This window comes from Streptomyces filipinensis (assembly GCF_014649495.1).
GTDB lineage: Bacteria > Actinomycetota > Actinomycetes > Streptomycetales > Streptomycetaceae > Streptomyces > Streptomyces filipinensis.
Window position 1 is genome coordinate 103697 of sequence record NZ_BMTD01000014.1, and the last position, 19541, is coordinate 123237.

17 protein-coding genes are annotated in these 19541 nt (G+C 71.4%); 13 read left to right on the forward strand and 4 right to left on the reverse strand.

All coding sequences use genetic code 11. The annotated features are described in order from the left end of the window. Window positions 1-8: 8 nt before the first annotated feature. Window positions 9-977 (reverse strand): LLM class flavin-dependent oxidoreductase, encoded by a 969-nt coding sequence (locus IE244_RS28120; RefSeq protein ID WP_191876374.1) that lies wholly within the window; start codon window positions 975-977, stop codon window positions 9-11. A 92-nt stretch (window positions 978-1069) separates the two neighbouring features. On the opposite strand from IE244_RS28120, the gene IE244_RS28125 reads away from it, so the two are divergent. Beyond that, window positions 1070-1270, forward strand: a complete 201-nt coding sequence (locus IE244_RS28125) for a hypothetical protein (RefSeq protein WP_191876375.1) — start codon at window positions 1070-1072, stop codon at window positions 1268-1270. Window positions 1271-1280: 10 nt separating this feature from the next. Here the strand turns inward: IE244_RS28125 and IE244_RS28130 are convergent, their stop codons facing one another. Continuing rightward, window positions 1281-2732, reverse strand: coding sequence for a cytosine permease (locus tag IE244_RS28130; protein ID WP_191876376.1), 1452 nt, complete (start codon window positions 2730-2732; stop codon window positions 1281-1283). A 169-nt stretch (window positions 2733-2901) separates the two neighbouring features. Here IE244_RS28130 and ftsY point away from each other — a divergent pair, with 169 nt between their 5' ends. Next, entirely contained in the window at window positions 2902-4110 is a 1209-nt protein-coding gene (ftsY, locus tag IE244_RS28135; protein WP_031167305.1) for a signal recognition particle-docking protein FtsY, read from the forward strand. A gap of 78 nt (window positions 4111-4188) precedes the next feature. Here ftsY and IE244_RS28140 read toward each other — a convergent pair whose 3' ends face one another. Further along, window positions 4189-4851, reverse strand: coding sequence for a bifunctional DNA primase/polymerase (locus IE244_RS28140; RefSeq protein WP_191876377.1), 663 nt, complete (start codon window positions 4849-4851; stop codon window positions 4189-4191). Window positions 4852-5344: 493 nt separating this feature from the next. Here IE244_RS28140 and nsdA point away from each other — a divergent pair, with 493 nt between their 5' ends. The 6 genes from nsdA (at window position 5345) to ftsH (ending at window position 15021) form a co-directional block, all read left to right on the forward strand. Continuing rightward, a complete protein-coding gene (nsdA, locus tag IE244_RS28145; RefSeq protein WP_191876378.1) occupies window positions 5345-6823 on the forward strand; it encodes a transcriptional repressor NsdA in 1479 nt (492 codons plus the stop codon). A gap of 340 nt (window positions 6824-7163) precedes the next feature. After that, entirely contained in the window at window positions 7164-8507 is a 1344-nt protein-coding gene (locus IE244_RS28150) for an ammonium transporter (RefSeq protein ID WP_191876379.1), read from the forward strand. Further along, the gene (locus IE244_RS28155) at window positions 8504-8842 is read left to right on the forward strand and encodes a P-II family nitrogen regulator (RefSeq protein WP_031167312.1); all 339 of its coding nucleotides are present in this window, start codon (window positions 8504-8506) and stop codon (window positions 8840-8842) included. The genes IE244_RS28150 and IE244_RS28155 overlap by 4 nt, the downstream gene beginning before the upstream one ends. A 29-nt stretch (window positions 8843-8871) precedes the next feature. Then, the gene (locus IE244_RS28160; protein ID WP_191876380.1) at window positions 8872-11328 is read left to right on the forward strand and encodes a [protein-PII] uridylyltransferase; all 2457 of its coding nucleotides are present in this window, start codon (window positions 8872-8874) and stop codon (window positions 11326-11328) included. Between the two features lie 121 nt (window positions 11329-11449). Continuing rightward, window positions 11450-13000, forward strand: coding sequence for a signal recognition particle protein (gene ffh, locus IE244_RS28165; protein ID WP_191876381.1), 1551 nt, complete (start codon window positions 11450-11452; stop codon window positions 12998-13000). 80 nt (window positions 13001-13080) lie between these two features. After that, window positions 13081-15021 carry an ATP-dependent zinc metalloprotease FtsH gene (gene ftsH, locus IE244_RS28170; protein WP_191876382.1) on the forward strand — a complete coding sequence of 647 codons (1941 nt, stop codon included), beginning with the start codon at window positions 13081-13083 and terminating at the stop codon, window positions 15019-15021. A gap of 3 nt (window positions 15022-15024) precedes the next feature. Here the strand turns inward: ftsH and IE244_RS28175 are convergent, their stop codons facing one another. Then, window positions 15025-15924, reverse strand: a complete 900-nt coding sequence (locus IE244_RS28175; RefSeq protein WP_191876383.1) for an SAM-dependent methyltransferase — start codon at window positions 15922-15924, stop codon at window positions 15025-15027. 522 nt (window positions 15925-16446) lie between these two features. Between IE244_RS28175 and IE244_RS28180 the strand changes: the two genes are divergently transcribed. From IE244_RS28180 to trmD, 5 genes are all read left to right on the forward strand, one after another. Next, window positions 16447-17043, forward strand: coding sequence for a hypothetical protein (locus tag IE244_RS28180; RefSeq protein WP_191876384.1), 597 nt, complete (start codon window positions 16447-16449; stop codon window positions 17041-17043). Window positions 17044-17357: 314 nt separating this feature from the next. Next, window positions 17358-17777, forward strand: a complete 420-nt coding sequence (rpsP, locus tag IE244_RS28185; protein ID WP_023546467.1) for a 30S ribosomal protein S16 — start codon at window positions 17358-17360, stop codon at window positions 17775-17777. 5 nt (window positions 17778-17782) lie between these two features. Further along, window positions 17783-18022, forward strand: coding sequence for an RNA-binding protein (locus IE244_RS28190; protein WP_003973401.1), 240 nt, complete (start codon window positions 17783-17785; stop codon window positions 18020-18022). An 82-nt stretch (window positions 18023-18104) separates the two neighbouring features. Further along, window positions 18105-18695, forward strand: coding sequence for a ribosome maturation factor RimM (gene rimM / locus IE244_RS28195; protein ID WP_191876385.1), 591 nt, complete (start codon window positions 18105-18107; stop codon window positions 18693-18695). Further along, a complete protein-coding gene (gene trmD / locus IE244_RS28200; protein WP_191876386.1) occupies window positions 18692-19525 on the forward strand; it encodes a tRNA (guanosine(37)-N1)-methyltransferase TrmD in 834 nt (277 codons plus the stop codon). The genes rimM and trmD overlap by 4 nt, the downstream gene beginning before the upstream one ends. Window positions 19526-19541 lie beyond the last annotated feature (16 nt).

Consider the following 19541-nt stretch of genomic DNA (forward strand, 5'->3'; position numbering starts at 1 on the left):
GTCCGGCGTCAGCCGAGCCGCGGCACCACCCGCTCCGCGAACAGCCTGAGGCTCCGCCACCCCTCCTCCACCGGCATCCCGCCCGCCAGCGGATGCAGGACGAGACTGGCCAGGCCCTGGGCCACGCACTGCTCCGGCGTGAGGATGCGGTACACACCCTCCGCCCGCAGCTCCTGCACCGTCGTGGCCGCCGACCGCACCGCCGAGCGGATCTGCCCCGACTGCCAGGAGGCGTACGTCCGGGCCTCGTGCAGGAAGTGCTCACCGTAGTGCGCCCACGCCCGGTCCGGGTCCTCGGCGACGTGCAGCAGGGGGGTCTCGGCGGCGGGCATCATGACCCAGCCCTCGGTGCCGTACTCGGTGAGCTTCTCCTTGTAGTACGCCTCCAGCTCCGGCAGATGCGCGCTGGGGAAGAACGGCAGGCCGAGCCGGGCGGCCCGGCGGGCGGCGGCCTTCGAGGAGCCGCCGACCAGGAGGAGGGGGTGCGGATCGGTGCACGGGCGCGGGGTGAGCCGTACCGTACGGCCCCGGTACGCGAACTCCTCGCCGGTCCACGCCTTCAGCAGCGTCTCCAGGAGCTCGTCCTGCAGCCTGCCCCGGCGCTTCCAGTCGACGTCGAACAGCGCGTACTCCTCGGGCCGGTACCCGATCCCGGCCACCGTCACCAGCCGTCCGCCGCTCAGCAGGTCCAGTACGGCGATCTCCTCGGCCAGCCGCAGCGGGTCGTGCAGCGGCCCGATCACCGCCGACACGGTCACCGCGATCCGGCGGGTCGCCCCGAACACCGCGCCGGCGAAGGTGAACGGCGACGGCAGCCAGTTGTTCGCGGCACCGTGGTGCTCCTCGGTCTGCACGGTGCTGATCCCGTGCTCGTCCGCGTACCCGGCCATCTCCAGGGCGGCCCGGTAGCGGGCCGAGAGGGCCGCGGGGGCGGCGCCCGGGGCGACGAGATTGAAACGGACGACCGTGACGGGCATGGGAAGTCCCCCTCCGGTGCGATGCGGTGGAGGGGGACGGTAGCTGACGTGACGTCAGATAGCCATGGAGGGGCGGGAGGTAGGCTCGCGGCATGACCGAAGCCGTACCCACGGACCCGCGGGCGGAGGCCGGCCGGGGGCGGGTCGCGCTGTGGCTCGACCCGGACGACCTGCGCTGGCTGGCCCGCCACTGCTGCTGCCCGGACGACGCCGAGGAGGAGGCGGCGGACCGCTGCGCCCGCCTCCGCTTCCGGGCGGGCGCGGCCCTGCACAAGAACGGCCTGTCCGGCTGACGCCGCTCGCTCAGACGGCAGCGGGGGCCGTCTCCTCGGCGGGCTCCGCGGCCCGCGCCGGGGTGAGCACCGCCGGCTTCGGCAGGACGGTGTACAGCAGGCCCGAGATCACGATCGTGGCCACCCAGCCGAGGCCGTACTCGCCGATCACGTTGTTCTTCGCGAGCGGGCCGGTGAACCAGTCCGAGGTCGTGAACATCAGGCCGGAGACCAGGCCGATCGCCCAGGCGGCGACGGCCGAGAGGGCGAAGCCGCCCGTGTACCAGTAGGCGCTGGTGCGGGTCGTGTCCGACATGGCCCGGCCGTCGTACTCGGTGCGGCGCAGCATGTCCGCGCCGAACACGCCGACCCACGCGGAGAAGGCGACCGCGAGCAGCGAGAGGAAGGCGATGAACGAGCCCATGAAGCTCGTCGCCACCAGCATCAGCACACCGCCGAAGATCAGCGAGATCACCGCGTTCACCGAGACCGCCCAGTGCCGCGGCACCTTGAAGCCCAGGGTCTGCGCGGTGAAGCCCGCCGAGTACATCGACATCGAGTTGATCAGCAGCATGCCGATCAGCGCGATGCACAGGTAGGGCACCGCGATCCACGTCGGCAGGATCTCGCCGAGGAAGGACACCGGGTCGGTGGCCGAGGCCAGGTCCGGCGTGGACACCGCCATCACCGCGCCCATGAGGACCATGGGCAGGACGACGACGCCGGCGCCGCCGACCGCCGTGCCCACGATCGCCTTCGAGGACGCCGTGCGCGGCAGGTAGCGGGTGAAGTCCGGCGCGGACGGGATCCAGCTGACACCGCCCGCCGCGATCATGCCGACCCCGGTGATCACCGCGGCCGTCGAGCCGCCACCGTGGTGCAGCACCTTCGACCAGTCGGTGTTCGCCACCAGGTAGACCAGGACCAGCACCGAGAAGACGCCGAAGAAATAGGTCGCGTACTTGTTGCACTTCTGCACGGCGTTGATGCCGAGCCCGGAGATCGCGAAGGTGGAAACGACGAACACCAGCAGCATCACCATGTCCAGCACACTGTTCGCCTTCAGGCCGAACACGATGTCCAGGATGGTGAGCATGGCGTAGGCGCCGGTCACCGCGTTGATCGTCTCCCAGCCCCAGCGGGCGACCCAGATCAGCGAACCGGGCAGCAGGTTGCCGCGCTGGCCGAACACCGCGCGCGACAGCGCCATGCCGGGCGCGCCGCCCCGCTTGCCGGCGATGCCGATCAGTCCGACCAGGCCGTACGACACGACCGGTGCGGCCACCGCGACGACGAGCGCCTGCCAGATGTCCAGGTGGTACGCCACGACGAGGCTCGCGCCCATGGTCAGCAGCAGCACGCTGATGTTGGCGCCGACCCAGGTGGGGAACAGCTCACGGGTCTTCGCGGTGCGCTCGTGATCCGGGACCTGCTCGATGCCACGGGTCTCGAGAGCGCCCTCGGTCTCGACGGTTTTACTCATGGAAAAGGGGCCAGACGTGGGGGGACAGGGAACGCTCGGACTCTACGCGCGTCAACCGAGCCGCCACCATCGTACTTTGCTCCGACTCCTCGCTTTAAGTGGCGTTTGTCTCTCAGAGGAAGCCACAAACAGCCTCTCGCGGTCACCCATGGCCGATACTGGACGAGTTATGGAAACCGTCATCCTTGCTGTAGTCATCGCCGTGGTCGTGCTCGGCGCGCTCGGCGGGCTGATCGTGGGCAGCCGGCGCCGCAAGCCGCTGCCTCCGCCGCCCCCCAGGACGCCCGACATCACCGCGCCCCCGGCCGAGCCGCACGTCGGCGACGAGGCCGAGACGCCGCGCGACGAACCGCGCCGGACGATCGAGGAGGTGGATCTCCCGGGCGGCCCCGCGGTCGTCGTAGAGGAGCCTCCGAGTGGCCCCGCCGTCGAGGTTCCCGAACTCGAGATCCCGGAGCCCACCGCGGGCCGGCTGGTCCGGCTGCGCGCCCGCCTGTCCCGCTCCCAGAACGCCCTCGGCAAGGGCCTGCTCACGCTGCTCTCGCGTGAGCATCTGGACGACGAGACCTGGGAGGAGATCGAGGACACGCTGCTCACCGCCGACGTGGGCGTGCAGCCCACCCAGGAGCTGGTCGAGGGGCTGCGCGAGCGCGTGAAGGTCCTCGGCACCCGCACCCCCGAGGAACTGCGCGGTCTGCTCCGCGAGGAGCTGCTCAAGCTGGTCGGCACCGACGTCGACCGCACGGTCAAGACCGAGCCCGAGGACCGCAAGCCCGGCATCGTGATGGTCGTCGGCGTCAACGGCACCGGCAAGACCACCACCACCGGCAAGCTCGCCCGGGTGCTCGTGGCCGACGGCCGCACCGTCGTCCTCGGCGCCGCCGACACCTTCCGTGCCGCCGCCGCCGACCAGCTGCAGACCTGGGGCGAGCGGGTCGGCGCCTACACCGTGCGCGGGCCCGAGGCCGGCGACCCCGCCTCCGTGGCCTTCGACGCGGTCAAGGAGGGCAAGGAGATGGGGGTCGACGTCGTCCTCATCGACACCGCCGGCCGCCTGCACACCAAGACCGGCCTCATGGACGAGCTCGGCAAGGTCAAGCGGGTCGTGGAGAAGCACGCGCCGCTGGACGAGGTGCTGCTCGTGCTGGACGCCACCACCGGGCAGAACGGCCTGGTGCAGGCCCGCGTGTTCGCCGAGGTCGTGGACATCACCGGCATCGTGCTGACCAAGCTGGACGGTACGGCCAAGGGCGGCATCGTCGTCGCGGTCCAGCGCGAGCTGGGCGTGCCGGTCAAGCTGGTCGGACTCGGCGAGGGCGCGGACGATCTCGCGCCGTTCGAGCCGGAGGCGTTCGTGGACGCGCTGATCGGTGACTGAGGGGTCACCGCATCCGGTGGCCGACGAGAAGCGCCCGTCCCAAGCAGGGGGGACGGGCGCTTCGCCTTGCCGGCGCGGTTACGCCCGCGCCCGCGACCGGTGCGCCACGTACGCCAGCGTCCCCAGCAGCAGCCGGGCCGCCGGCGGCCGGGTCGCCGAGTCCAGCGCGGGCGGGCGCAGCCAGCGCACCGGGCCCAGCCCGCCCCGGTCGGAGGGCGGCGCCGTGATGGACGCACCGGGCCCGAGGCCGCGCAGGTCCAGGGCCGAGGGATCGTCCCAGCCCATGCGGTAGAGCAGCCGGGGGAGCTCGGCGGCGGCGCCGGGCGCGACGAAGAAGTGGGCACGGCCGTCCGGGGTCGCGGTCACCGGTCCGAGGGGGAGCCCCATGCGCTCCAGGCGGACCAGGGCGCGGCGGCCGGCGGCCTCGGAGACCTCGATGGCGTCGAACGCCTGGCCCACCGGCAGCATCACCGCGGCGCCCGGGAACTCCGACCAGGCCTTGCTCACCTCGTCCAGCGTGGATCCGGCCGGCACCTGCGGTGCGAAGTCCAGCGGATGCGCGCCCGGCGCCGCGCAGTCGGCGCGCCCGCAGGAGCAGACGCCCGCCGCGGCCCGCGCGCCCGGCACCACGTCCCAGCCCCACAGCCCGGTGAACTCGGCGACCGTGGTGCAATCCGACGAACGGCCGCGCCGGCGCGTGCCGGAGCGGATCTCGCGAATGCCGCCGATCGTGAAGCCCATGCCCCCTCCAACGGGTCCGGCGCGCCGGTGGTTACGACACGGAACGGGACGGAAGCGGAACGTAACGCTACGGCTCCGCCTTCCCGTCCCGGCGCCGGGTGAAAGCGGCGCCTTGAGGCGAAACGGGGTGGTGCCCGGAGGGCTTCGCGCCCCCGCGTGCTTCACTCCGCCCACTTCCGGCCGTCCTATGTCAAGTGAATCGCGTGCGAGCGGTCGTGAGTTCATTCGAAGGGGTGGCGAATGGTGGCGTTTCCGGGATCCGTGTGGCTGAGCGGGTGATCGTAGGATTACTGTGAGTGTGCGAGTCCGGGAGGCATATGCACAGATGGGTATGCCGGAGGCGAGTCGTCAGCTCGTTCGAAGGGTGAGAACCTCCGGACGGGAAGCCGTATTTACCGGCATTCTGATAGGGCTTGGCGCGCGGAGGTCTCCCTACAGGGGCGACCGAGGGTCGCAACGACGACAAGTGGTCTCAGGGAGTGGGGGCGTTCCAGTGAGCGGCAACGGCGGTAGCGGCACGAACGCTGACAAGCGCCCCAACGAGCTGCTCGGATCGTGGTTCGTGCGCAGCGGCTGGTCCAAGGGCGAGCTGGCCCGCCAGGTGAACCGCCGGGCCCGTCAGCTCGGCGCCAACCACATCTCCACGGACACCTCGCGCGTGCGCCGCTGGCTGGACGGCGAGAACCCGCGCGAGCCGATCCCGCGGATCCTCTCGGAGCTGTTCTCGGAGCGCTTCGGCTGTGTCGTCTCCATCGAGGACATCGGCCTGCGCGCCGCCCGCCAGTCACCCTCCGCGTCCGGGGTCGACCTGCCCTGGACCGCCCCGCAGACCGTCGCCCTGCTCAGCGAGTTCTCGCGCAGCGACCTGATGCTGGCCCGGCGCGGCTTCCTCGGCACCTCCCTGGCGCTGTCCGCCGGTCCCTCCCTCATCGAGCCCATGCAGCGCTGGCTCGTGCCCAGCCCCGCCTCCCCGGTCCCGCCCGAGCCCGAGCCGGTCCTCGACTCCCGCAGGCCCGGCCGGCTGTCCAAGCCCGAACTGGACCTGCTGGAATCCACCACGCGGATGTTCCGGCAGTGGGACGCCCAGTGCGGCGGCGGTCTGCGCCGCAAGGCGGTCGTCGGCCAGCTGCACGAGGTCACCGACCTGCTCCAGGAACCCCAGCCCGAGGCCACCACCCGCAAGCTCTTCAAGGTCGCCGCCGAGCTCGCCGAACTGGCGGGCTGGATGAGCTACGACGTCGGTTTGCAGCCCACCGCGCAGAAGTACTTCGTCCTCGCCCTGCACGCGGCCAAGGAGGCCGGCGACAAGCCGCTCGGCTCGTACATCCTCTCCAGCATGAGCCGCCAGATGATCCATCTCGGCCGGCCCGACGACGCCCTGGAACTGATCCACCTCGCCCAGTACGGCAGCCGCGACTGCGCCAGCCCGCGCACCCAGTCCATGCTGTATGCGATGGAGGCCCGCGCCTACGCCAACATGGGCCAGCCCGGCAAGACCAAGCGGGCGGTGCGCATGGCCGAGCACACCTTCGCCGAGGCCGACGAGTGGGACGAGCCGGACCCCGACTGGATCCGCTTCTTCTCCGAGGCCGAGCTCCACGGCGAGAACTCCCACTCCTTCCGCGACCTCGCCTACGTCGCCGGACGCAGTCCCGCCTACGCCTCCCTCGCCGAGCCGCTCATGCAGCGGGCCGTGGAGCTGTTCGCCAAGGACAGCGAGCACCAGCGGTCGTACGCGCTCAACCTGATCGGCATGGCCACCGTGCACCTGCTCCGGCGCGAGCCCGAACAGAGCACGGCCTATGCCTCGCAGGCCATGGCGATCGCCAGGAAGGTCCGCTCCGAGCGGGTGAACACCCGTATCCGAAAGACGGTCGACACGGCCGTGCGGGACTTCGGCGAGCTCGCCGCCGTGGTCGACCTCACCGACCAGCTCGCCGTAGACCTGCCGGAGACCGCCGAAGCGGTCTGACACCTCCGGCACCGTGCCCCGGCCGCGGCCGGTCCTCCCGAACTGCCCGACTCGGCTCCCCCGCGCCAGGTCATCGGAGAGGCCCGCCGCGGCCGGCCTTGTCTCCGGGGGCACGCTCCGGAGGAGGTTGCGCCACGATAACGATCGGCGAACCTGGAATCCGGCGGTTCATTCAGGCGTAACAAGCAGGCCGCCCTTGTCACCCCGGCGAAACAACGAGGGGCTTCCACCGAAACCGCGCTGCGTCAGTCTCATGGCCCGTAACCGGCCCGCCCCACCACCCGCCGGACCGCTCAGGCACCGCCCGCACGGGGCCGTACCAACCGACGAGGAGACGCCGATGGCCCCAGCCATCACGCTTGCCGCGGAGGCACCCAAGCTGTCTGCCGCGAACACAGGCTTCATGCTCATCTGTTCCGCTCTGGTGCTGATCATGACCCCGGGCCTGGCCTTCTTCTACGGAGGCATGGTCCGCGTCAAGAGCACCCTCAACATGCTGATGATGAGCTTCATCAGCATGGGCATCGTCACCATCCTCTGGGTGCTCTACGGCTTCTCCCTCGCCTTCGGTGAGCACAACAGCCTCATCGGCTGGAACTCCGACTGGTTCGGGCTCAGCCACATCGGCCTGACGGACCTCTGGCCCGGGTACACCATCCCGGTCTTCGTCTTCATGGTCTTCCAGATGATGTTCGCGATCATCACCCCGGCCCTGATCAGCGGCGCCCTCGCGGACCGTGTGAAGTTCTCGGCCTGGGCGCTCTTCATCGCCCTGTGGGTCACGATCGTCTACGTCCCGGTCGCCCACTGGGTCTGGGGCGCCGACGGCTGGGCCTTCAAGCTCGGTGTGATCGACTTCGCGGGTGGTACGGCGGTCCACATCAACGCGGGTGCGGCGGCGCTCGGTGTCATCCTCGTCATCGGCAAGCGCGTCGGCTTCAAGAAGGACCCGATGCGCCCGCACAGCCTCCCGCTGGTCATGCTCGGCGCGGGCCTGCTGTGGTTCGGCTGGTTCGGCTTCAACGCGGGCTCCTGGCTCGGCAACGACGACGGCGTCGGCGCGCTGATGTTCGTCAACACGCAGGTCGCCACCGGTGCCGCCATGCTGGCCTGGCTCGCCTACGAGAAGATCCGGCACGGCGCGTTCACCACGCTGGGCGCCGCCTCCGGCGCGGTCGCCGGCCTGGTCGCGATCACCCCGTCGGGTGGCGCGGTCTCCCCGCTCGGCGCGATCGCCGTCGGCGCCATCGCAGGTGTCGCCTGCGCCGCGGCCGTGGGCCTGAAGTTCCGGTTCGGCTACGACGACTCCCTGGACGTCGTCGGCGTGCACATGGTCGGCGGCATCATCGGCTCCCTGCTCATCGGCTTCTTCGCCACCGGCAAGGGCCAGTCCACCGCCACGGGCGTCTTCTACGGCGACCACACGTGGACCCAGCTGTGGAAGCAGTGCGCCGGTGTCGGCGCGGTCCTCGCCTACTCCCTGGTCGTCTCCGCGGTCCTCGCCTTCCTGCTGGACAAGACGATCGGGATGCGGGTCAGCGAGGACGAGGAGATCTCCGGCATCGACCAGGCCGAGCACGCCGAGAGCGCCTACGACTTCAGCGGCACCGGCGGCGGTGTCCTCGGCTCCGCCGCCCACGCCCCGGCCCTGGCCACCCCGCAGAGCAAGAAGGTGGACGCATGAAGCTCATCACCGCCGTCGTCAAGCCCCACCGGCTCGACGAGATCAAGGAGGCCCTGCAGGCCTTCGGCGTCCACGGACTGACGGTCACCGAGGCCAGCGGTTACGGTCGGCAGCGGGGCCACACCGAGGTCTACCGCGGTGCCGAGTACACCGTCGACCTCGTCCCCAAGATCCGCATCGAGGTGCTGGCCGAGGACGACGACGCCGAGCAGCTGGTCGAGGTCATCGTCAAGGCGGCCCGCACCGGCAAGATCGGTGACGGCAAGGTCTGGTCCGTGCCGGTCGAGACGGCCGTACGGGTCCGCACCGGCGAGCGCGGTCCGGACGCGCTCTGACCACAACGGGTGAGAACGGGAGTCGCTGGGTGTCGGGAACGGACGTGCGTACGGAAGCAGAGGACTCGGGACCCAGCGGTTACGCGGCGGCCCGGCTGCGCCTCCTCACCGAGGGGGCGCGGTCCGGGCCGCCGCGCCGTGCGGCCCTCGCCGAACTGACCGACGACTGGCTCGCCGGACTGTTCACCGCGGCGGCGCCGGGCGCGCAGGGGGTCTCGCTCGTCGCCGTCGGCGGCTACGGCCGCGGCGAGCTGTCCCCGCGCAGCGACCTCGACCTCCTGCTGCTGCACGACGGCTCCGACCCGAGCGCGGTCGCCGCCCTGGCCGACCGCCTCTGGTACCCGGTCTGGGACCTCGGCCTCGCCCTCGACCACTCCGTGCGCACCCCGGCCGAGGCCCGCAAGACCGCCGGTGACGATCTGAAAGCCCACCTCGGTCTCCTGGACGCCCGCCATCTCGCCGGCGACCTCGGCCTCACCGCGGGGCTGCGGACGGCCGTCCTCGCCGACTGGCGCAACCAGGCGCCCAAACGCCTCCCCGAACTCCAGGAACTCTGCGCCGAGCGCGGCGAACGCCAGGGTGAGCTGCGGTACCTGCTGGAGCCCGACCTGAAGGAGGCCCGTGGCGGCCTGAGGGACGCCACCGCCCTGCGCGCCGTCGCCGCCTCCTGGCTCGCCGACGCGCCGCGCGAGGGCCTCGCGGACGCCCGACGGCGCCTGCTCGACGTACGTGACGCGCTGCATCTGGCGACCGGACGCGCGACCGACCGGCTCGCGCTCCAGGAGCAGGACCAGGTGGCGGCCGGGCTGGGTCTGCTGGACGCGGACACGCTGCTGCGGCAGGTCTACGAGGCCGCGGGGGTCATCTCGTACGCCAGTGACATCACCTGGCGCGAGGTGGGGCGCGTGCTGCGCTCGCGCGCTGTCCGCCCGCGCCTGCGCGCCATGCTCGGGGGCGGCAAGCCGGTCGCCGAGCGTTCCCCGCTGGCCGAGGGCGTGGTGGAGCAGGACGGCGAGGTGGTGCTCGCCCGCGCCGCCCGCCCCGAGCGCGACCCCGTGCTCCCGTTGCGCGCCGCGGCCGCCGCCGCGCAGGCCGGCCTCCCGCTCTCCCTGCACGCCGTACGGCGCATGGCCGCCACCGCGCGCCCCCTGCCCACGCCCTGGCCCGCCGAGGCCCGCGAGCAGCTGGTGACGCTGCTCGGCTCCGGCCGCCCCACGGTGGAGGTCTGGGAGGCACTGGAGGCGGAAGGCCTGATCAGCCGCCTCATGCCGGACTGGGAGCGGGTCCGCTGCCGCCCGCAGCGCAACGCCGTCCACATCTGGACCGTCGACCGGCACCTGATCGAGACGGCCGTCCGGGCCTCCGAGCTGGCCCGCCGCGTCAGCCGCCCCGACCTGCTCCTGGTCGCCGCCCTGCTGCACGACATCGGCAAGGGCTGGCCCGGCGACCACTCGGTGGCCGGTGAGATCATCGCCAAGGACCTGGCCGCGCGGATCGGCTTCGACCGCGCGGACGTGGCCGTGCTCTCGACGCTCGTCCGCCACCACCTGCTGCTGATCGAGACGGCCACCCGCCGCGACCTGGACGACCCGGCCACGGTCCGCTCGGTCGCCGAGGCGGTCGGCACCCAGAGCACCCTGGAACTGCTGCACGCGCTGACGGAGGCCGACGCCCTCGCCACCGGACCGGCGGCCTGGTCCTCCTGGCGCGGATCCCTCGTCGCCGACCTGGTCCGCCGGGCCCGCGCCGTCCTCGCCGGCGACGCCCTCGGTGAACCCGAGCCCGCAGCGCCCACCGCCGAGCAGGAGCGGCTGGCGATCGAGGCGTACCGCACGCAAAGCCCGGTCCTCGCGCTGCGCGCCCAGCCGGAAGCACCGGCGGACCCGGCCCCCGACGGGGAGCCCGCCCAGGAACCCCTCGGCGTCGAGCTGGTCATCGCCGTACCCGACCAGCCCGCCGTGCTGCCCGCGGTCGCCGGTGTCCTCGCCGTGCACCGCCTCACCGTCCGCACGGCCGAGCTGCGCGCCCTGCGCCTGCCCGAGGACGTCGACGACGGCCCGGTGCTGCTGCTCAACTGGCGGGTCGCCGCCGAGTACGGCTCCTTGCCCCAGGCCGCCCGGCTGCGCGCCGACCTGGTCCGCGCCCTCGACGGGACCCTGGACATCGCCGGCCGCCTCGCCGAACGGGACGCGGCCTACCCCCGCCGGCGCGGCTGGGTCGCCCCACCGCCCCGGGTGACGGTGGCCCCGGCGGCCTCCCACCACGCCACGGTGATCGAGGTCCGCGCCCAGGACGCCCCCGGCCTGCTGCACCGCATCGGCATGGCCCTGGAGAAGGCGGCGGTGCGGGTGCGGAGCATGCACGTGAGCACGCTGGGCTCCAACGCGGTGGACGCCTTCTACGTCACGACCGGCACCGGGGAGCCGCTGCCGGGGGAGGACGCGGGGTCGCTGGCACGGGCCCTGGAGGAGACGCTGCGGGCCTGACCTCGCGGCCCCGTCGTCCTCGCGCGCCCCCTGGAGCGGGCGTGCGAGGACGAAGAGCTTGCGGGGCCAGATACCCTGGAAGACGCTCAGACTGCCCCCGACTCCGAGGACCGACGCCGCCGTGTTCGATACTCTCTCCGATCGCCTCTCAGCGACCTTCAAGAATCTGCGCGGCAAGGGGCGTTTGAGCGAGGCGGACATCGACGCCACCGCACGCGAGATCCGCATCGCCCTCCTTGAGGCCGACGTCGCCCTTCCCGTCGTCCGCGCGTTCATCAAGAACGTCAAGGAGCGCGCCCTCGGCGCCGAGGTCTCGCGCGCGCTGAACCCGGCCCAGCAGGTCCTGAAGATCGTCAACGACGAGCTGGTCACCATCCTCGGCGGCGAGACCCGCCGCCTGCGCTTCGCCAAGCAGCCGCCCACCGTGATCATGCTGGCGGGTCTGCAGGGTGCAGGTAAGACCACCCTCGCGGGCAAGCTCGCCCACTGGCTGAAGGAGCAGGGCCACTCCCCGCTGCTCGTCGCCTGTGACCTCCAGCGCCCCAACGCCGTGAACCAGCTGAGCGTCGTCGCCGAGCGCGCCGGTGTCGCGGTGTACGCCCCCGAGCCGGGCAACGGCGTCGGCGACCCGGTCAAGGTCGCCAAGGACTCCATCGACTTCGCGAAGTCCAAGGTCCACGACATCGTGATCGTGGACACCGCCGGCCGCCTGGGCATCGACCAGGAGATGATGCAGCAGGCCGCGGACATCCGTGACGCGGTCTCCCCAGACGAGATCCTGTTCGTCGTCGACGCGATGATCGGTCAGGACGCCGTCAACACGGCCGAGGCCTTCCGTGACGGCGTCGGCTTCGACGGCGTGGTGCTCTCCAAGCTCGACGGTGACGCCCGCGGTGGTGCCGCCCTGTCGATCCGGCAGATCACCGGCAAGCCGATCATGTTCGCGTCGAACGGCGAGAAGCTGGACGACTTCGACGCCTTCCACCCGGACCGGATGGCCTCCCGCATCCTCGACATGGGTGACCTGCTCACCCTGATCGAACAGGCGGAGAAGACCTTCAGCCAGGAAGAGGCCGCCAAGATGGCCTCGAAGCTGGCGTCCAAGAAGGGCCAGGACTTCACCCTGGACGACTTCCTGGCCCAGATGGAACAGGTCCGGAAGATGGGCAGCATCAGCAAGCTGCTCGGCATGCTCCCGGGCATGGGCCAGATCAAGGATCAGATCCAGAACATCGACGAGCGGGACGTGGACCGCATGGCCGCGATCATCAAGTCGATGACCCCGGCCGAGCGCCAGGACCCGACGATCATCAACGGCTCCCGCCGCGCCCGTGTCGCCAAGGGTTCCGGTGTCGAGGTCAGCGCGGTGAAGAACCTGGTCGAGCGGTTCTTCGAGGCCCGCAAGATGATGTCCCGCATGGCCCAGGGCGGCGGTATGCCGGGCATGCCGGGGATCCCGGGCATGGGCGGCGGCCCCGGCCGGCAGAAGAAGCAGCAGAAGAAGGCCAAGGGCAAGCAGCGCTCCGGCAACCCGATGAAGCGCAAGCAGCAGGAGCTGGAGGACGCCCAGCGCCGCGAGGCCGCGGCCCAGGGCGGGAACGCCTTCGGGCTGCCGCAGCAGGGCGGCCAGGACTTCGAGCTGCCGGACGAGTTCAAGAAGTTCATGGGCTGAGGGCGCCCCGCCGGGTCCGGGTTCGTCCCGGCTTCGGCGCTGGGCATGCCAGGGGTTGGTCATTGTCGTACGGTCCCGATATGACCAACCCCGCGCCGCCACGCAAGTCACCCGACCAGCCCTGGCGTACCGAGGGCGCTCCCGACGAACCGCCGCAGCAGCCGCCCGGCGGGCGCCGGATGCGTGGCGGCTGGTGGCGTCTGATCGTCACCGCGTTGGTCGTGTACCTGATCGCCAACCTGGTGCTGTCCTACTTCGACCAGGCCAACGAGCCCACGATCTCGTACACCGAGTTCAGCAAGCAGGTCAACGACGGCAACGTCGCCAAGATCTACGCCAAGGGCGACTCGATCCAGGGCCAGCTGCGCAAGGGGCAGAAGAACCCCGAGGGTGGCGGGAACTACACCAAGTTCAACACCGAGCGCCCCTCCTTCGCGCACGACGACCTCTGGGCGAACCTGACCAAGCACAACGTCACGGTCACCGCCGAACCGGTCGTCCAGCACCGCAGCTTCCTCGCCAACCTGCTGATCTCGCTGGCGCCGATGCTGATCATCGTCGGCCTGTGGATCCTCGTCGCCCGGCGGATGCGCGCCGGCCTCGGCGGCGCGGGCGGCATGCTGGGCCGCAAGGCGCCGCCGAAGCCGGTCGAGCTGGTGCCGGGGGAGAAGCGCACCACCTTCGAGGACGTGGCCGGTATCGACGAGGTCGAGGGCGAGCTGAACGACGTCGTCGACTTTCTGAAGAACCCCGACGCCTACCGCCGTATGGGCGCCAAGATGCCCCGCGGGGTGCTGCTCGCGGGCCCGCCCGGCACCGGCAAGACGCTGCTCGCGCGGGCGGTCGCCGGTGAGGCGGGCGTGCCGTTCTTCTCCGCGTCCGCGTCCGAGTTCATCGAGATGATCGTGGGCGTGGGCGCCTCCCGGGTGCGGGAGCTGTTCGCGGAGGCCCGCAAGGTCGCCCCGTCGATCATCTTCATCGACGAGATCGACACCATCGGGCGGGCCCGCGGCGGTGGCGCCTCGATGGGCGGGCACGACGAGCGCGAGCAGACCCTGAACCAGATCCTCACCGAGATGGACGGCTTCTCCGGCTCCGAGGGCGTCATCGTGATCGCCGCCACCAACCGCGCCGACATCCTCGACCCGGCCCTCACCCGCCCCGGGCGCTTCGACCGCATCGTCCAGGTCTCGCCCCCGGACCGCGGCGGACGCGAGGCCATCCTGGAGATCCACACGCGGGAGATCCCGCTCGCCGAGGACGTCGACCTCGCCCAGGTCGCCCGTACGACCCCCGGCATGACCGGCGCCGACCTGGCGAACCTCGCCAACGAGGCCGCGCTGCTCGCGGTCAAGCGGAAACAGGAGCGCGTGACCCAGTCGGACATGTCCGATGCGCTGGAGAAGGTCCAGCTCGGCGCGGAACGCCCCCTGGTGATGCCCGAGGAGGAGCGCCGGCGCACCGCCTACCACGAGAGCGGACACGCCCTGCTGGGCATGCTCCAGCCGGGCGCCGACCCGGTCCGCAAGATCACCATCGTGCCGCGCGGCCGCGCGCTCGGCGTCACCCTGTCCACACCGGACGCCGACAAGTACGCGTACACCGAGGAGTACCTGCGCGGCCGGATCATCGGCGCCCTCGGCGGCATGGCGGCCGAGCACGTCGTCTACGACGTGATCACCACCGGATCCGAGAGCGACCTGGAGCAGGTGACCAACATCGCGCGCGGGATGGTCTCCCGCTGGGGCATGAGCGAGGAGGTCGGCCGCCTCTCCGCGCTGCCCAACGACGCCCAGCAGGCCTACGGCCTCGCCGCCGCCCCGCAGACCCTCGACGTGATCGACACCGAGATGCGGCGGATCGTGGACGAGTGCTACGAGGAGGCCTGCCGCAAACTCCGCGACCACCGCGGCCAGTTGGACGCCCTCGCGCAGGCGCTGCTGGCGAACGAGACGCTGGAGGAGGCGGACGCGTACCGGATCGCCGGGATCACGCGGCTGACCAAGGACCTGGACCAGTAGGGGTCAGGGCACGCGGGCCACGAGGTAGCGGAACACGTTCGGCATCCACACGGTCCCGTCCGGGCGCCGGTGCGGATGCAGGGCCTCCGTCAGTTCCTTGTCGACCTGCTTGGCGTCGGTCGCCGTGATCGCCGCGTCGAACAGGCCCGTCGACAGCAGCCCGCGTACGGCGCTGTCGGCATCGGCGTACCCGAACGGGCAGGCCACCCGCCCCGAGCCGTCCGGCTTCAGCCCCGCCCGCTGGGCGACCTCCTCCAGGTCGTCCCGCCGGGCGGGCCGCCAGCCGCGTGCGCGGCGCAGCGGATCGGCCAGTCTCGTCGCGATCCGCAGCACCGAGGAGGTGGCACAGCGCTCCGGCGGCCCCCAGCCGGCCAGCACCACCGCGGCCCCGTGCTCGGCCAGCGGCAGCGCGTCCGCGAGCAGCTCGACAACCCCCTCGGAGTCACCGGCGCGGCAGCCTATCGGTTCGAAGACGGTCACCAGGCCGTACCCGGCCGTCTCCGCGCCGGCCGCCTCCCGGGGCGAGCCGTCGACGAGTCGCGCGAGCGCACGCGCGTGTGGACGGCTTCTTCCGCCGTGCGCGGCCGCGCCGCCGCTGCCGCCCCGCGGGGTGTCCGGCAGCAGACGTTCGCGGGCGAGGGCGAGCCGTTCGGGGGAGGCGGTGTCGACCCCGGTGACCACGGCACCTCTGCCCGCGGCCAGCAGCAGCGCGAGCCCCGCACCGCAGCGCAGGCCCAGCAGCCGGGTGCCGGGGCCCACTTCGAGCCGTTCGTAGACGGCTTCGTAGAGCGGCACCAGCATCCGCTCCTGGATCTCGGCCCAGTCACGCGCGCGTGCGCTCAGGTCCGCGCGGGGTGCGGAATCCGCGCCGGACACGTGCTGCCGCACGAGCGTAGGTGTCATAGGTATGCGCCCCAATCCGCCGACAGTTCGCCGTAGTGCCTGATCGCGTGGTCCCCGCGCCGTACGCGCACACTTCCCACGTAAGCCAGGTAACTCCCGGCTCGCGGCTCCGTCCAGGGGGCGTGGGGTTCCGCTTGGGCTCGGGACGCGGGTGTGGCGAGATTTCACATGCCGGTCATCTGGACGGCCATACGGTGTCCGGTTCCGGGGAACCGGCCGGTGCGGGGCGCCGGAGGGCAGGCGGTAACGTCACGGCCGTCACAGACGCTGACCGAGGTGAGGCATCGCGACGAGAGAGGCCGAAACGTCTCTTGCGCAACCGCCGACCGCGGCTGCATGGGTCCCTACAGGCCGGGGCGTACGGCGGACTACGCGTCGGCTTGATATGAGCTGTGAGGCTTCTCCACAGATCAGCGCACCCGCCCTCGTCCGGACGCATCAGCGGCAACTGACGGGTACGTGCAAATTATTTGGGATGACCCCGAATAGGAACACATTCGAGCTCCCGCTCGTTGTCATTACGTGAGCACGACACAGACACCACCTGTTCTCGCCGCAGAGCTGGCACAGGCGTGGGCCGACATTCAGCGGTACCACCCCGAGCTGCCGGACCTCGCCGCGCCAGAGTCCCTGATCGGGGAGTCGTCGTCCGCGTGCGGTCACGAACTCTCCTTCGAGCGACTGCTCCATGAGGCAGTCCACGGCATCGCCGCCGCCCGCGGGATCCGCGACACCTCCCGCGCCGGCCGCTACCACAACCGCCGTTTCCTCGCGATCGCCGAGGAACTGGGCCTCGACCACCCCGAGGAGCCGCACCCGAGCAGCGGCTTCTCCCTGGTCACGCTCAACCCCGAGGCCAAGCGTCGCTACCGCCCGACCATCGAGCGGCTGCAGCGCGCGCTGAAGGCCCACACGGCGGCCACCATGTCGGACACCACCCGCAGCTTCCGCGGTCCGGCCGCCCGGCACGGCTCCTCCGGCGGTGGCGTCCGGGTCAAGGCGGTCTGCGACTGCGGCCGCAACGTCCGCGTGGTCCCCTCGGTCCTGGCCCAGGCCCCGATCGTCTGCGGCGGCTGCGGCAAGCCGTTCCGGATCCCGGAGGTGGCGGGAGCGGCGTAATCGCGACAGGCCACGGAGTACCGGCATCTCGTGGGTGCCGGTGGCGGGCCGAGCGGCAACTTCACAGCAGCGGGCGGCGCACCCGACGTGACCTCACCTCCACGCCGGGTGCCTCCCAGCCATGCCCGAACGCGGCTCACCCCCCTCGGCCGGAAGCGCCCCGCCGGGTGTGGCACAATGGCTAGCTGTACTCGACAGCCGCACAGGACCCCTCTCTCCTCCGGCTGACGCGTCCATCGGGCACTCGGGTACCGCAACCCCACGCGGCAGTCTCGCCGTGCCCAACCACGTCAAATCCAGGAGAACCCACTCCCGTGGCAGTCAAGATCAAGCTGAAGCGTCTGGGCAAGATCCGTTCGCCTCACTACCGCATCGTCGTCGCCGACTCCCGTACCCGCCGTGACGGCCGGGCCATCGAGGAGATCGGCAAGTACCACCCGACCTACAACCCGTCGGTCATCGAGGTGGACGCCGACCGCGTGGCGTACTGGCTGGGTGTCGGCGCGCAGCCGACCGAGCCCGTTCTCGCCATCCTGAAGAAGACCGGCGACTGGCAGAAGTTCAAGGGCGAGCCGGCTCCCGCGCCGCTGCTCGTCGCCGAGCCGAAGCCGGCCCGTCCGTCGTTCGAGGCTCTCGGCGGTGACGACGAGGGCAAGGGTGAGGCGATCACCCAGAAGAAGAAGGCTGAGAAGAAGGACGAGGCCGCTGCCGAGTCCGAGTCGACCGAGGCCTGAGCAGCATGCTCGAAGAGGCGCTTGAGCACCTCGTGAAGGGCATCGTCGACAACCCTGACGATGTGCAGGTCGCCTCGCGCAACCTGCGCCGCGGGCGCGTGCTCGAGGTCCGGGTCCACCCGGACGACCTCGGCAAGGTGATCGGCCGCAACGGCCGCACCGCGCGTGCCCTGCGCACCGTCGTGGGCGCCATCGGCGGTCGCGGTGTCCGCGTCGACCTGGTCGACGTGGACCACGTCCGCTGACGCTTCATCGCAACCGGCTCGGGCCGGGGAGGGCCACTGGGCCGTCCCCGGCCCGTAGTCGTATGACAGGAGATCAAGCACAGTGCAGCTGGTAGTCGCACGGATCGGCCGTGCCCACGGCATCAAGGGCGAGGTCACCGTAGAGGTGCGCACCGACGAGCCCGAGCTGCGGCTCGGCCCGGGCGCCGTCCTGGCCACCGACCCGTCCTCCGCCGGACCGCTCACCATCGCCACCGGTCGCGTGCACAGCGGCCGCCTCCTCCTGCGCTTCGAGGGCGTCACCGACCGCAACGCGGCCGAGGCCCTGCGCAACACCCTGCTGATCGCCGAGATCGACCCGGAGGAACTGCCCGAGGGCGAGGACGAGTACTACGACCACCAGCTCATCGACCTCGACGTGGTCACCGAGGACGGTGAGGAGGTCGGCCGGATCACCGAGATCTCGCACCTGCCCTCCCAGGACCTGTTCATCGTGGAGCGCCCCGACGGCAGCGAGGTGATGATCCCCTTCGTGGAGGAGATCGTCACCGAGATCGACCTGGAGGAGCAGAAGGCCGTCATCAGCCCGCCGCCGGGCCTGATCGACGACCGCGCCGAGATCGCCTCCCCGAGCGAGGACACCGGGGAGGAAGCAGGGGCAGGGTCCGGGGGAGAAGCCGGGGAGGACGCATGAGGCTCGACGTCGTCACGATCTTCCCGGAGTACCTGGAGCCCCTCAACGTCTCCCTCGTCGGCAAGGCACGCGCGCGTGGGCAGCTCGACGTCCATGTGCACGACCTGCGGGAGTGGACGTACGACCGCCACAACACGGTCGACGACACCCCGTACGGCGGCGGCCCCGGCATGGTCATGAAGACCGACCCCTGGGGCGACGCCCTGGACACGGTCCTCGCCGACGGCTACGAGAGCGGCGCCCAGGCCCCCGCGCTGATCGTCCCCACCCCCAGCGGCCGGCCCTTCACCCAGGAACTGGCCGTCGAACTCTCCGAGCGCCCGTGGCTGATCTTCACGCCGGCCCGCTACGAGGGCATCGACCGGCGTGTGATGGACGAGTACACGACCCGCATGCCCGTCTACGAGGTCTCCATCGGCGACTACGTGCTCGCCGGCGGCGAGGCCGCCGTACTGGTCGTCACGGAGGCCGTCGCCCGGCTGCTGCCCGGCGTCCTCGGCAACGCCGAGTCGCACCGCGACGACTCCTTCGCACCCGGCGCGATGGCCAGCCTCCTCGAAGGCCCCGTCTACACCAAGCCTCCCGTCTGGCGCGGCCGGGACATCCCGGACGTGCTGCTCAGCGGCCACCACGGCAAGATCGCCCGCTGGCGCCGCGACGAGGCCCTCAGGCGCACGACCGCCAACCGGCCCGACCTGATCGAGCACTGCGATCCCAAGGCCTTCGACAAGAAGGACCGCGAGATGCTCTCCATCCTGGGCTGGGAGCCCGACCCGGAAGGGGAGCCGTACGGCCGATTTTGGCGGCGGGCCGAGGGCGTGGAAGAATAGAGCGCTGTTGTGCGTC

What these genes read in the sequence shown, in the direction of transcription:
- IE244_RS28125 (WP_191876375.1), top strand. Translation starts at nt 1,070, where the DNA reads ATGACCGAAGCCGTACCCACGGACCCGCGGGCGGAGGCCGGCCGGGGG.
- trmD (WP_191876386.1), top strand. Translation starts at nt 18,692, where the DNA reads ATGAGGCTCGACGTCGTCACGATCTTCCCGGAGTACCTGGAGCCCCTC.
- IE244_RS28120 (WP_191876374.1), bottom strand. Translation starts at nt 977, where the DNA reads ATGCCCGTCACGGTCGTCCGTTTCAATCTCGTCGCCCCGGGCGCCGCC.
- IE244_RS28175 (WP_191876383.1), bottom strand. Translation starts at nt 15,924, where the DNA reads ATGACACCTACGCTCGTGCGGCAGCACGTGTCCGGCGCGGATTCCGCA.
- IE244_RS28130 (WP_191876376.1), bottom strand. Translation starts at nt 2,732, where the DNA reads ATGAGTAAAACCGTCGAGACCGAGGGCGCTCTCGAGACCCGTGGCATC.
- IE244_RS28140 (WP_191876377.1), bottom strand. Translation starts at nt 4,851, where the DNA reads ATGGGCTTCACGATCGGCGGCATTCGCGAGATCCGCTCCGGCACGCGC.
- ftsY (WP_031167305.1), top strand. Translation starts at nt 2,902, where the DNA reads ATGGAAACCGTCATCCTTGCTGTAGTCATCGCCGTGGTCGTGCTCGGC.
- ftsH (WP_191876382.1), top strand. Translation starts at nt 13,081, where the DNA reads ATGACCAACCCCGCGCCGCCACGCAAGTCACCCGACCAGCCCTGGCGT.
- IE244_RS28190 (WP_003973401.1), top strand. Translation starts at nt 17,783, where the DNA reads ATGCTCGAAGAGGCGCTTGAGCACCTCGTGAAGGGCATCGTCGACAAC.
- IE244_RS28150 (WP_191876379.1), top strand. Translation starts at nt 7,164, where the DNA reads ATGGCCCCAGCCATCACGCTTGCCGCGGAGGCACCCAAGCTGTCTGCC.
- IE244_RS28155 (WP_031167312.1), top strand. Translation starts at nt 8,504, where the DNA reads ATGAAGCTCATCACCGCCGTCGTCAAGCCCCACCGGCTCGACGAGATC.